Below are 13634 nucleotides of genomic sequence, written 5' to 3'. Positions count from 1 at the left end.
GCACAAAACGGCCAGAGCGGATATAACCGGTCGTCACGCAATCGATTCATGGAGCTATATAACGGCCTCATAACACCCTGAGAACACACTGGGTATGCGATCGTGTGCCCGCTCTCTGCCCCGCGGACCCGGCCGGGACCGCTCGGGCTGTCCAATTCGTCGCCTGGCCCCTGGGGAGTAAAACGCTGTGACCGTCCCTTTCGTGCGCACGCGCACGCGGCGAACATTGACCGCGGGCGCGCTCGCCGCGGTGCTCGTCGCCGCCTTGTCACCACTGTGGATACATCGAGACGAGACACCGGTGGCCGCCCCGCCGGCACCACCGGTCCCCGCGCCCCGCGACGAGCAGGCCGCGATGGCGGAGGCGGCCAGCACCGGCACTGACGTCCTGGTCGAGACCGCGACCACGCAGACCTCGCAGACCTGGGCACTGCCGACCGGCAAGCTGCGCACCGATATCACCGCGGTGCCGGCCCGGGCGAAGAACGCCTCGGGCCAGTGGGCGCCGATCGACATCACGCTGGCCGGTTCCGGCGGCGTCGTGCGGCCCGCGAACGCGCCGGCGCCGGTGCGGTTCGCCGAGGGCGGGACCAGCGGCACGGAGAGTGTGCTCGCCGAGGCGGAGGTCGGCGAGCACACCATCACGTACACCTGGCCCGGCCCGCTGCCGAAGGCGGTGCTGGACGGGCCGCGCGCGCTCTACCCCGAGGTGCTGCCCGGTGCGGACCTGCTGCTGGTCGCGCGCGAGGAGGGCGGCTTCGCGAACCTGCTGATCGTCAAGACGCCCGAGGCCGCGAAGCAGGCCGCGGTGCGCACCGTCACCTACGGCCTGCGCTCGACGACCGCGGTCTTCAAGTCCGACAAGGTCACCGGCGGCGTGCAGGTGCTGGACAAGGCCGGCAAGGAAATCACCGCGATCCCGACGCCGTTCGGCTGGGACTCGGCCGGCACCGACCCGGAGCTGCCGCCCGGCGCCGCGGCCCGCACCTCCGTCGCGACCAGCGCGGACGTGCTGCGTCTCTCCGGCCTCAGCGGCATCGAGCCGGGCGCGAAGTCGGCGCAGCTGCCGGTGAAGCTGGACGGTGACAACACCGGGAACGCCACGCTCCGGCTCGACGCGGGCGCGACCGGCCTGCTCACCGGCAAGGACGTGCGCTTCCCGGTCTTCCTCGACCCGACCATGAACACCGCCACGCTGGCCTGGACGCTCGTCTCCAAGCAGCACCCGAACAGCAACTTCAACAACGGCACGAACTTCAACAACGGTACGTCCGAGGCGCGCGTCGGCCACGAGGACGAGACCGGCATGACCGCCCGCTCGTTCTGGCGGATGGGCTTCGACGCCGCGATCAAGGGCGCGACCATCGAGTCGGCCACGTTCAAGGTGCTCAACGTGCACTCCTGGTCGTGCACCACGCGCGAGTTCCAGCTGGCGTGGACCGGCCCGATCTCCACGGCCACCACCTGGAACAAGCAGCCGACCTGGAACACGAGCCCCGGTGCGAACAAGCGCAACTTCGCACACGGCCGCGACGCCTGCAAGGACGACTACGCCTCGTTCGACGCCAAGGCGTTCGCCCAGCAGGCCGCGAACGCGGGCGCGAACAACCTGACCATGGGCATGCGGGCCACCTCCGAGGGGGACACGCAGACCTGGCGCAAGTTCACCGCCAAGTCGGCCTCGCTGTCCGCGGTCTACAACCGGCCGCCGGCCAACCCCTCGGCGCTCGCCAGCACGCCGGGCGGCAGCTGCTCCACGGCCGGTATCACGGTCGCCCGCACCAACCTGGTGCTGAACGCGACCGCGAGTGACCCGGACGGCAACCTCAAGACGGTGTACTTCCGCTTCTGGAAGTCGGGCTCGACCATGCCCACGGCCGGCACCCCGCACACGGCCCTGAGCAGCGGAAAAGCCTCCGTCACCATCGCCTCGACCACGCTCGTCGACAAGACCGTCTACCTCTGGGACGCGTACGCGGAGGACAGCAACTCGACGCCGGCCAAGTCCCCCAACTTCGCCACCCCCGGCACGCCGTGCAAGGTGACCATCGACGCGTCCGGCCCGCCGGCGCCCGAGGTGACCAGCGTGGACTTCCCGGAGGCGACCGACGACGGCGCCACCTGGGCCACGAAGCCGTTCGGCCAGGCCGGTACGGTCACGTTCACCTCGCAGGGCGCGGCCCGGTTCACGTACGCGTTCGAGGGCGTCACCGAGGTCTCCAAGACGTCGGCGAACGCGGTCACCGTCACGGACCTGAAGCCGCCGCACGCCGGGCCGATCAACATGACGGTCAAGGCGTACGACTCGGTCGGCAACCCCAGCCAGCCAACGGTCTACTCGTTCTACGTGCCGCCGCGCCCGGAGGCGGACGGCCCGGGTGACGTCACCGGTGACGGGCGCGCCGACCTGCTGGTCATCGACGGCGGCGGCAACCTGCGCAGCTACCCCGGCGGCATGACCGGCGAGGTGGACTCGTCGCTGGCCGCGGGCTACCGCAACGGCACCGAGCTGAACCCGGCCGGGCACTGGACGGACTCGTCCGGCAAGGCCGCGCTGATCGCCAAGTTCGGCGACGCGTACCCGGGCGACGGCATCACGGACGTGTTCGCCCGTACCCCGGACGGCAAGTTCTGGCTCTACCCCGGCGACGGGTACGGCAGCTTCGACGTCGACGACCGGATCTCGGTGATGCTGCCGTCCGGCACGCCGGCGCCGTCCACCTGGACGCAGATCAAGGCGGTCGGTGACGTCACCGGCGACGGCCGCCCCGACCTGTTCGTCCGGTCCGGCACCGCGTTCTGGACGCTCACCGGGTACACCGGCGCGAGCTTCGCCGAGGCCGTGCAGATGGAGACGACCGGCTGGGACCGCCGGGAGATCGTCAACGTCGCGGACATCGACCTCGACGGCACGCCCGACCTGCTCTTCCGCCACCTGGACACCGGCATCATGTCGATCCGGCACGGCAAGCCGGGCACGATCGCGAAGAGCGTCGACCTGGCCTCGCTGAAGTCCGCCGCGGCGTCCCGCCAGGGCGACGTGCAGTACGGCACCGGCTGGTCCGAGGCCGCGATCACCGCGGTCGTCTCGATCCCGGACCAGAACGGCGACGCCATCCCGGACATGTGGGTCCGCCGGGCCAGCGACGGCCAGGTGCGCGTCTACTACCCGAGCAAGGTCAACACCAACGGTGAGGTCAAGATCGTCCTGCCGGTGAACGTGAGCACGTTCAAGGCCCTCGCCTGATTCTCGTTCGTCCTGCGGGCCCGGCGGTGCTGCCGCCGGGCCCGTTCCGCTCCGTGTGAAGGAGTCCCACCGTGCGCAGACTGGCCTCGCTACTGGCCGCCGTCCTGATCGCCGTGCTCGCCCCCGCCACCGCGGCGTCGGCCGCCCCGAAGAACCTGCAGGTCATGTCGTGGAACATGTGCGGGTCGCTGAACTGGGGATGTGACGCCTACGGCGGCCCGCAGGACAAGATCGACGTGGTGAAGTACCACGTGGAGACGAACTACGTGCACGCCGCACTGCTGCAGGAGGTCTGCGAGAACGACCTCACGCTGCTGATGAACCAGCTCGGCAGCGGCTGGAGCAAGTCGTTCGCGCCGTACCAGCACTCGACGGACGGCGTGCGCCGCACCAGCGTCTGCGGCGGTACCCGGACCGACCGGATCGGCACCGCGATCGTGGTCAAGGCCGGCATGTCCAGCCCGCAGAACTACGAGATCACGCACGCCTGGAACGGTCTCGCCCGGCCGTTCCACTGCGTGACCGCGACGTACTGGGACACCCGGCTCTGCAACGTGCACCTCGACCCGGCGAAGAACAACCCCGACCAGCCCGACTGGGAGTACGCCGACGATCAGATGAAGGACATCCAGACCATCGTCGCGGCGTTCCCCACGCTGGTGGTCGGCGGCGACTTCAACGTGCAGCCGCAGGACCGGCCCGGTAACGCCCGGAAGTGGCTGTGGGCCGACGGCTTCTGGGCCACCGACGCCGGCACGCCCGGCTACCGCGAGTGCGACCAGACCGGCGCGGTCCGGGACGGCCGGGATACCTGGACCGGGAACAACCAGAGCGGCAAGCTCGACTACGTGTTCAGCACGGAGACGAAGCGCTGGTGCGCGGTCGGCGACTCCGCCTACTCCGACCACCACGTGGTGATCTACAGCGTCTCGGTCGACTGACGTTTCACTCTGTCGGGATGTGGCGTGTCGTGCCCGCGCTGCTAACACGGTGCGCCACATTGAGTGAGGACCCGACGATGGGAGAGTCACCATGTGCACCGAGGAATGCCTGCGTCACGCCGCATCCCCACAGGCCGAGGTCTCCCGCCGGGCCGCGCTCACCGGTCTCGCCGCGGCCGCGCTCACCCTCGGCCCGTCCCAGCCCGCGGTCGCTTCCCGGAGGCAGCACACGGTACGGGACCTGACGCACCCGTTCAGCACCGCGTTCCCCACGTTCGCACCGGGTGAGGAGGCACGCCGCGGCCCGTACAAGACCATCCCGGACGACGGCTACTACATGCAGGAGTGGCGGATCGTCGAACACACCGGCACGCACGTCGACGCCCCGGTCCACTTCGTCCCCGGCGGCCGCACCGCCACCCAGCTCACCCCGGACGAGCTGATCCTGCCCGCCGTCACGATCAGCCTCGCGCGCCGCGCCACCCGGGACGCCGACACCGTCCTCACGGTCGCCGACCTGCGCGCCTGGGAACGCGAGTGGGGCCGCATCCCCACCGGTGCCGCCGTCCTGCTGCACACCGGTTGGGACCGCCGCGCCACCTCCGCCGCCCACTACCGCAACCCGGACGCACAGGGCACCATGCACTTCCCCGGCTTCGGCGCGGACGCCTGCGAATGGCTGCTCAGCGCCCGCCACGTCCGCTGCCTCGGCATCGACACGCTCAGCCTCGACCCGGGCCGCTCCACCACGTACCCGGTCCACTTCACCCTGCTCGGCGCCGACCGCTACGGCGTCGAGAACCTGGCCCACCTGGAAACCGTCCCGGCCCGCGGCGCCACCCTCGTGGTCGGCCTGATCCCGTGGGAACAGGGCTCCGGCGGCCCGGCCCGCATCCTCGCCCTCTCCTGACCCGGCGCCGCGCGCCGGGAGTGATGAATGAGTGAACCGGGGCGCATCGACGGTCGTCGCCTACAGTAGCCGCATCGACGAAGCAGGCCCGGCGGAAGACGGCCTGATGGACCACGAGTGTCACCGCGATTCGGCCCCTGATCCGGAAGTCACTCCCGGCAAAGGGAGTCGCCATGCATCCCGGCGTACGGCACACGGGCATCCGCCCTGCCGGTCACGATCCCGCGGCGACCGCCGCCGCACTCCGGGAGCGGGCCACCCGCGTGCGGGGCTTCTTCGCGGCCGTATGTCCGCCGCACACCGGTGCGGAACCGCACGCGCTGCTCCGCATCATGGCGGATGCGCTGTCCGCCCAGCACCCGGACGGCTCCTGGGGCCCGGACGACGTGCCCCGACAGAAGCCGAGCTTCACCGCGCAGACGATAGTCATGCTGGCCCGCGTGGGCATCCGGTACTGCCGGACGGCCGACGGCGGCCGGGAGACGCTCGGCCCCGGGCACATCGTCCAGCGCGCCGCGGCGTGGCTGGAGACCGTGCAGCGGGCCGACGGGGGCTGGGGCGAGGACGCCTGGGACACCTCGCACGTGCTGCTCGCTCTGCACCTCTGCGGCTACCGCGCGGGCGACCCCTGCATCGACCGCGGGCTGGGCCGGCTGCGGTTCAACGTCGCGCACGGGTGGCCGGACCGGGACTCGTACTGGTTCGGTGCCGGTTTCCTCGGCGCCGCCATGCAGGCGTTCAACCGGTTCGGTGACAGTGAGTCGGCGTTCCGCACCTGCAATCAGATCTGGGAGTTCTGGGACGACGACCTGGCCTGCTTCCGGTCCCCGGCGAATCTTTACGACAGCTCCGCGCCGGCCGTCTGGCAGACCGCTTGCGCGCTGTCCGGCCTCCGGTCGTCCGGGCCGGTCCCGCTGGCGCCGGACCGGGTGAGGCGGGCGTACGCGTGGCTCGCGAGAACCCAGTCCACGGACGGGAGCTGGGGGCCCGGGCCGTGGGAGACGACCTGTTATTGCACGCTGCAGGCCATCGAGGCGCTGTGCCTGCTCGGCGGCGACGGTGGTCACGAGTCCGCGGCGCGGGGGACGGACTGGTTCGTCCGGACCTACTCGCTCGACGAACCGCTGGTCGCCAGGCTGATGACCGCGGCGGCCGTCGCACGGACCAGGAGCCACCGGCTGGTGACGCAGGTGTCCTTCTACTGGGTCGAGGAGATCCTCGACCTCCTCGACCGTTACCGCGTCTTCTCCGAGCCGCGCCACCGCACCCCGCGGCCCGGCCTCGGGCGGTTCGCGGTGCTGGTCTCGATCGTCTTCCAGCTGGTCATCCTGGCCGGGCTGCTGGTCCGCGGGGCGCTGTGACCCGAGTCTCAGCTGCCACCGGACGTACCCCCGCGGGGTCTTCGGGGTGTGAGACGGAGAAAGGATCCGCTGTGGGCGCGGCTGTTGCTGGTGGCGGGGGCCGTGCTGGTGGTCTCGAGCGGAGGCACGCTGGTGGCGGCGCAAACGCTGATCGGTCAGGCGGAGGAGTCGATCACGCAGACCGACCTCATCGGGGGCGGCGGGGACGCCGCGCGGGCCGAGGGCAACGATATCGACGGGGCGGTGAATCTGCTGCTGGTCGGCATCGATGCGCGGGAGGGCGACCAGGACTTCCGGGCCGACACGATCATCATTCTGCACATCCCGAAGACGCATGATCAGGCTTATCTGATCTCCATACCGCGGGACTGGATGGTGGAGATCCCGCCGAACGAGGAGTTCGAGTTCGACGGGTCCACGGAGAAGATCAACGCGGCGTTCTACTACGGCTCGCGGCTGCCCGGCACGGCGCTGGAGAAGCGTGGGCGCGGCACCGAGGTGCTGGCGGCGACGCTGCGCAAGCACACCGGGATCGAGTTCAACGGCGCGGCGGTGATCGACTTCGGTGGGTTCCACAGCATCGTGCATGCGCTCGGCGGCGTGGACATGTGCATCGCCGAGCCGGCCGAGTCCGCGCACCTCGGCATCGACGCGAAGGGCAAGCTGGTCCAGGGCTGGTACAACGACCAGGTCTTCCCGCCGCGGCTGGAAGGGCTGCCGCCGGGCAGCCGGCCGCTGGTGCACGAGCCGGGGTGCCGGTCGATGGACGCCACCCGGGCGCTGGACTACGCGCGGATCCGCAAGAGCCTGGACAACGGCGACTACGGGCGGCAGCAGCACCAGCAGCAGCTGATCAAGGCGATCGTCAAGAAGGCCACCTCGTCCGGCGTGCTGACCGATCTCGGCAAGCTGAACGAGCTGGTCAAGGCGGCCGGCGAGGCATTCATCCTGGACACCCGGGGCACGCCGGTGGCCGACTTCTTCTTCACGCTCAAGGGTGTGGCGGCGAACGACCTGACCCTGATCAAGACCAACGCGGGTACGTTCAACACGTCCGCCGAGACCGGCGCCGAGCAGCTGGACGCGGAGTCGCTGCAGATGCTCGCGGCCGCGAAGGACGGCACGCTCAGCACCTTCCTGATCGAGCACCCGCAATATATTGCGAACTCGCGCTGACCCGCGATCCATCGATGAACGGGACTGACAGGGCGGGCCGCGCCGTGGCAGCATGACCGCCATGATCAGAACAGGTACGACGGCACGCGGGCTGTCGGCCAGGGTCGCGGCGTTCGGTGTCGCGCTTCTCGCCGCGGTCGTCGTCCCCGCGCCCGGCGCGCACGCCGCGACGCGGTTCGAGGCCGAGACCCTGACCATCGACCCGGCGTACGGATCGGCCTACCAGGATCCGGTCGCGTCCGGCGGCTGGGCGCTGGCGATCTGGAACAACGCGGCCGCGACCGGTGGCTTCACCGCGGCCGCGCCGTTCACCACGCTGTCGGTGAGCTCGATGGGCGGCGTCTGCGGTAGCACCGACGCGGCACCGCGGATGGAGGTCGCGGTCGACGGCACCGTGGTCGGCCGGACCGCGGTGACCGGCGCGTGGAGCCGCTACCAGTGGACCGGGTCGTGGGCCGCGGGCAGCCACTCGATCTCGTTCCGCTTCCTCAACGAGTACGGCGACGGCACCTGCGACCGGTTCCTGGAGGTGGACACGTACCGTGTCTCCTCGGATCTCGGTTTTGTCACCCGCGCCGGTGCGCAGCTGATGCTCGGCGGGCGCCCCTACACGTTCGCCGGCCTGAACGCGTTCGGCATGAGCGGCTGCGACAACGGCAGCGTGCCGTGGACCGACGCGCAGCTGGACTCCTACTTCGGGCAGCTCGCGCCCAACACGGTGACCAGGACCTGGGCGTTCCAGCCGTACGGGCTGCCGGTGCTGGACCGGATCGTGGCCGCGGCGGAACGGCACGGTCAGCGGGTCAGCCTCACACTGGCGGACGGGCGCAACTACTGCGGCGAGCACGACGGCATGAACGGCTCGAAGGAGGGCGCGGACAAGACGCTCGCCTGGTACCAGGGCGGGTTCCGGGCGAACTACCTGCCGTGGGCGACGTCCGTGGTGTCCCGGTTCCGGGACGCGACCGCGGTGGCCTGGTGGGAGCTGATCAACGAGCCGGGCTCGTTCACCGACCCGGCCTACACCGACGCGATCATCAAGGCGTTCTTCGACGAGGCCGCGGCCGCGGTCAAGGCCGCCGACCCGAACCATCTGGTCGCGACCGGCACGATGTACCAGGCGTTCTACGGCACGTCCGACTTCGCGTACGTCCACAGTGGCCCGCACGTCGACATCGCCTCGATCCACGAGTACGAGTACGACTGGCAGAACAGCAACGCGATCGTGACCGGGCACCTCACGCCGGCGCTCGCGAAGATGCAGTCGATCGGAAAACCGCTGATCATCGGCGAGTCCGGGCTGCAGGCGGCGGCGTCCGGCTGCCGCACCACGCTCACCGCCCGCGCTTCGGTGGTCACCCGGAAGCTGAACGCGTACCTGGCCTACACCGGCGTGGCCGGCGTCAACATCTGGGGCGTCGTGCTCTACAACCCGGTATCGGCGCAGGATCCGTGCCCGTTGCAGGGCCGGCTGACCGACCCGATGTTCGCCTCGATCCGCGCGAAGCAGACCGCGCTCAACGCGTGATCTACCCCGGGGCCACCGGCAGCGGTGGCCCCGGGGCCGGTTAGGGTCTGCGGCCATGCGCCGATTGATGTCGATAGCCGTCACCGTCGGAGTGGCCGCGGGTGCGCTCGCCACCGGCCCCCTGATGACCGCGGACGCCGCGGTCGCCGGTGACCCGTTCGCGATCACGAACGGGCTGTTCGTCAATCCCACGTCGCCGTCCGCGCGCTGGGTCGCCGCCAACCCCACTCACCCGGACACCGCGTCGATCCGGGCGAACATCGCCACCGCGCCGATGGCCCGCTGGTTCACCGGCACCAGCGACGCGCAGATCGGATCGGCCGTCGCGGCCTACACCGGCACCGCGGTCGACGCCGGGAACAAACTGCCGGTGCTGGTCGCGTACAACCTGCCGGGCCGGGACGCGTGCGGCGAGGAGTCGGCCGGCGGCGCCGCGGACGCCGAGGCGTACATGCAGTGGATCTCGACGTTCGCGGCCGCGATCGGGAACCGGCCGGCGATCGTGATCATCGAGCCGGACTCGCTCGGCGACTTCGAGTGCATGAGCGCGGCCCAGATCGCGGAGCGCAACACGCTGCTCAACTTCGCCGGCCGGATGTTCGCCGAGAAGGCACCGAACACCTGGGCGTACCTGGACGCGGCGAACCCGAAGTGGGTGACACCGACCGTCATCGCGCAGCGGCTGAAGGCGGCCGGGGTCTCCCGCGTCCACGGCTTCGCGGTCAACGTCTCCAACTACATCGACACCGCGTGGGCCACGGACTACTCCCGCATGATCCAGGACCGGCTCGGCAGCACCACGCCGTACGTGATCGACACCAGCCGGAACGGCAACGGCTACGGCGACGGCTGGTGCAACCCGGCCGGCCGCCGCCTCGGCGCGCGCGCGACCGGCAACCCGGCCGCGCTGCAACTCTGGATCAAGAACCCGGGCAATTCCGACGGTACGTGTGGGATCGCCCCGACCACGCCGGCCGGCACGTTCGACCCCGCGCTCGCGAAGCACCTGATCACCGGCGCCTGACCGGTGTCCCGGGGGCCCCGGGCGACGGGCCCCCGGACCGTCAGTCCATCGCCAGCGCGGCGGTCGGGCTGACCCGGGACGCGCGGCGGGCCGGGAGCACCCCGGACACCGCGGTGAGCAGGCCCAGGACCAGCACCACCAGCGCCAGCTGACCCCAGGGCAGCGCGAGCGGCGCGTCCAGCCCGGCCGCGGCGAGCAGCAGCCAGGCGAACGGCACCGCCAGCGCCAGGCCGAGCAGCGCGCCGACCACGCCGTAGAGCGACGCCTCCAGCAGCAGCGTCGCCCGTAACCGCCCGCGGCTCATCCCGACCGCGCGCAGCAGACCGGCCTCGCGCAGACGTTCCACCACGGACAGCGCGGTGGTGGTGCCCACGCCGACCACCGCGACCGCCACCGTCATCCCGACCAGACCGAGCGCGACCACCGTGATCAGCAGCAGCTGCTCCGCGAGATCGTCGCGCGCGTCCGCGAGCACGGTCACGCCGCCGCCCGCGACGATCGCCTGCGCGGCCCGGACCGCGGCGCTGCGGTCGCCGGCCGCGTCGGCCAGCACCACGGTCGGCTCCGCCGGTGTGCCGAGCGCGGTCAGGTCGGCCGGGTCGAGCAGCAACATCGACTCCATCGGCAGCCCGCCGACCGTCGCCACCACGGTCACGGTCACGGTCCTGCCGTTCCGGCTCAGCGTGACCTGCCGGCCCTGACCGGCCTCGAGAAGACCGGCCGACCAGTCCGAGGCGATCGCCCTCCCCGGCCCGGCGTCGGCCAGCGAGCCCGCGGAGACCCGGATGTCGTCGCCGGTGGGCAGCGACGCCAGCGACAGGTCGGCCACGGTGAACGTCGACGCCCCGGACGCCACCTCGGCCACCCGGAACGGCAGCACGCCGGTCAGTTCCGGCGCGGCCCGCAGCGCACCGACCGGGATCGGCTCGCCCTCCGGCGCCGCGATCTGCAGGTCCGCGGGCGCGCTCAGCGCCAGCTCCTGCTCCATCGTGATCCGCGTGGTGGAGACCGCGATCAGCGCGGCCGCGGTCAGCGTGACCGCGAGCGCGACCACCACGCTGACCGACGCGGCCCGTTTCGGCGCGCCGCCGACGCCGCCGACCGCGAGCCGCCCGGCCGGCCCGAACGCGCGCAGCGGCAGGCCGGCCAGCCACAGCACCGGGCGCAGGATCGTCGGGCCGAGCACGATCAGCGAGAAGAACGCGACCGTGCCGGACGCGACGGTCGCGGTCATCGACAGCTCCGGGCTGCCGCTGTCCGGCACGTCCGCCTCCGGCAGGCCCGCGACCGCGAGCCCGAGCAGCAGCACCGCCAGCACCGTCAGGACCAGGCCGAACGCCCACCGGCCCCGGCCGAGCGCGCTCTGCGCCCCGGTGACGGACGCGCTGCGCAGCGCCTCCAGCGGCGACACCCGGCTCGCGGTCGCGGCCGGGGAGAGCACCGCGACCAGCGCGATCAGCGTCGTGCCGAGGACCACCAGCAACGCGGGTACGACCGGCAGGCCCGGCGACGCGAGCCGCGCGTCCAGGAACACACGCGCCGCCGGACCGGCCGCGAGACCGAGCAGGTAGGCGATCAGCACGCCGGTCACGCCCGCGACCAGGCCGGTGAGCGCACCCTCGGCCGCGAGCGCGCGGGTCAGCGCACCGCGTCCGGCACCGATCGCGCGCATCAGCGCCAGCTGCCGCATGCGCTGCGCGAACACGATCCGGAACGTGGCCGTGGCGACCAGCGCGGCCGCCGCGGCCGCGATCGCGACGAACAAGCCGACCAGGTAGAACAGCTCGCCCATCGAGTCGGCGGCGGCCCGGGCCTCCCGGTCGCGCAGCTCCGCACCGAGCACCACGTCCGGTGTGACCATCGTGGACGACTGCTGCCCGCCCGCGGTCACGGTCTGACCACCGCCCTGGTCCGGCACCCGCGGCAGCGTGCGGCGTAGTTCCCCGGCGACCGCGGCCGGGTCGGCGCCGGGCGCGAGGTGCGCCTCGATCCGGCTGGACAGCGACGCCGCGCCGTCCGCCACCAGCATCGCGTCGACCAGCTCACTCGTGGTGTAGGCACTGCCCGCGAAGCCCTCGCCGGACGCCGGGCGCACGATACCGGTGACGGTAAGCGTGCGGTGCGGCGCCTCGGAGCCGGCCCGGATCCGCAGCGTGCCGCCGACCACCAGGCCCATCCGTTCGGCTGTGCGGGGCGTGACCGCGATCTGGCCCGGTGCCGACGGATAGGCGCCCTCGGCCAGCGTTACCGCGGACAGCGGCCCGGATCCGGGGTCACCGATGACCTGCAACCAGGTGCCGGCGACCGCGGGTACGTCGTAGAACGCCTCGTTGCGCGCGGTCGCCGACTCGACGCCGGGCGTCCGGCGGACCACGTCCAGCGCCGCGGCCGAGGTGCCCGTCCCGTCGCCGACGACGATGTCCGCGGCGGCCGACGTACCGCTGAACGTGTCCAGGATCGTCTGCGTCATGATCCGCTGGGCGAGCACGGTGCCGAACACGACCGTGGCGGCGACGATGAGTGCGAGGCCGGTGAGCAGCAGCCGGGCGGGGCGGCGGGCGAGGCCGGCGAGCTGGGTGCGCAGCACGGTCATCGGGCACCGGCCAGCTGGTGCCCGATGACCGAGCTGGGTGCGCAGCACGGTCATCGGGCACCGGCCAGCTGGTGCAGCGCGTCGGTGACGGACTCGCGGGTCGGGTGCAGGATCTCGCCGGAGATCCGGCCGTCGGCGAGCATGATCACGCGGTCGGCGTAGGAGGCCGCGACCGGGTCGTGGGTGACCATGACGACGGTCTGGCCGTACTCGCGGACCGCGTTGCGCAGGAAGGACAGCACCTCGGCGCCGGTGCGGGAGTCGAGGTTGCCGGTCGGCTCGTCCGCGAAGACCGCCTCCGGGCGGGAGACGAGCGCGCGGGCCAGGGCGACGCGCTGCTGCTGGCCGCCGGAGAGTTCGCTCGGGCGGTGCTTGAGGCGGTCGCGCAGGCCGAGCACGTCGACGAGGCGGCCGAACAGGGCCGGGTCGGGCTTGGTGCCGGAGAGGTCGAGCGGGAGCGTGATGTTCTGTGCCGCGGTCAGCTGCGGCAGCAGGTTGAACGCCTGGAAGACGAACCCGATCCGTTCCCGGCGGACCTTGGTCAGCACCTTGTCGGACTGGCGGGTCAGGTCCACGTCGCCGAGCATGACCGCGCCGCTGGTCGCGCGGTCCAGGCCGGCCAGGCAGTGCATCAGCGTCGACTTCCCGGAACCCGACGGGCCCATGATCGCGGTGAACTCGGCGCGGCCGAAGCCCACGGAGACGCCGTCCAGCGCGCGGACGGCGGTATCGCCGCGGCCGTAGACCTTCACCAGGTCGTGAGCCTGACAGGCGAGCATCATCGTCGATTTTCCCTTCGGTGGCGGGGCTGTTCGGTGGCGAAGCCTCGCGCCTGTGGTGGCCGGGCCGCATCA

General features: G+C 71.7%; 9 protein-coding genes. 7 read left to right on the top strand and 2 right to left on the bottom strand.

All coding sequences use genetic code 11. The features are described from left to right. The first annotated feature begins 202 nt into the window (after positions 1-202). The 7 genes from J2S42_RS30220 to J2S42_RS30190 all read left to right on the top strand — a co-directional run bounded on the left by J2S42_RS30220 (position 203) and on the right by J2S42_RS30190 (position 10187). Positions 203-3247 (top strand): FG-GAP repeat domain-containing protein, encoded by a 3045-nt coding sequence (locus J2S42_RS30220; RefSeq protein ID WP_307244541.1) that lies wholly within the window; start codon positions 203-205, stop codon positions 3245-3247. A 71-nt stretch (positions 3248-3318) separates the two neighbouring features. Further along, positions 3319-4188: an endonuclease/exonuclease/phosphatase family protein gene (locus J2S42_RS30215; RefSeq protein ID WP_307244539.1), complete on the top strand. Its 870-nt coding sequence runs from the start codon at positions 3319-3321 to the stop codon at positions 4186-4188. A gap of 91 nt (positions 4189-4279) precedes the next feature. Beyond that, positions 4280-5098, top strand: a complete 819-nt coding sequence (locus J2S42_RS30210) for a cyclase family protein (protein WP_307244537.1) — start codon at positions 4280-4282, stop codon at positions 5096-5098. A 173-nt stretch (positions 5099-5271) separates the two neighbouring features. Further along, positions 5272-6459, top strand: coding sequence for a prenyltransferase/squalene oxidase repeat-containing protein (locus J2S42_RS30205; protein WP_307244535.1), 1188 nt, complete (start codon positions 5272-5274; stop codon positions 6457-6459). A 48-nt stretch (positions 6460-6507) separates the two neighbouring features. Continuing rightward, positions 6508-7635, top strand: a complete 1128-nt coding sequence (locus J2S42_RS30200; RefSeq protein ID WP_307244533.1) for an LCP family protein — start codon at positions 6508-6510, stop codon at positions 7633-7635. 61 nt (positions 7636-7696) lie between these two features. Further along, positions 7697-9163 carry a cellulase family glycosylhydrolase gene (locus J2S42_RS30195; protein ID WP_307244532.1) on the top strand — a complete coding sequence of 489 codons (1467 nt, stop codon included), beginning with the start codon at positions 7697-7699 and terminating at the stop codon, positions 9161-9163. A 55-nt stretch (positions 9164-9218) separates the two neighbouring features. Continuing rightward, positions 9219-10187 carry a glycoside hydrolase family 6 protein gene (locus J2S42_RS30190; RefSeq protein ID WP_307244531.1) on the top strand — a complete coding sequence of 323 codons (969 nt, stop codon included), beginning with the start codon at positions 9219-9221 and terminating at the stop codon, positions 10185-10187. 40 nt (positions 10188-10227) lie between these two features. On the opposite strand, the gene J2S42_RS30185 is transcribed toward J2S42_RS30190, so the two are convergent. Both J2S42_RS30185 and J2S42_RS30180 read right to left on the bottom strand, forming a co-directional pair. Further along, on the bottom strand, positions 10228-12834 hold the full coding sequence (locus J2S42_RS30185) for an FtsX-like permease family protein (protein WP_307244529.1): 2607 nt from the start codon (positions 12832-12834) through the stop codon (positions 10228-10230). Next, positions 12831-13562 (bottom strand): ABC transporter ATP-binding protein, encoded by a 732-nt coding sequence (locus tag J2S42_RS30180; protein ID WP_307244527.1) that lies wholly within the window; start codon positions 13560-13562, stop codon positions 12831-12833. Before J2S42_RS30180 ends, J2S42_RS30185 begins: the two co-directional genes overlap by 4 nt. Positions 13563-13634: the final 72 nt, after the last annotated feature.

The sequence above is a fragment of the Catenuloplanes indicus genome, assembly GCF_030813715.1.
Classification (GTDB): domain Bacteria; phylum Actinomycetota; class Actinomycetes; order Mycobacteriales; family Micromonosporaceae; genus Catenuloplanes; species Catenuloplanes indicus.
This window is presented reverse-complemented; position numbering and strand designations above follow the sequence as displayed.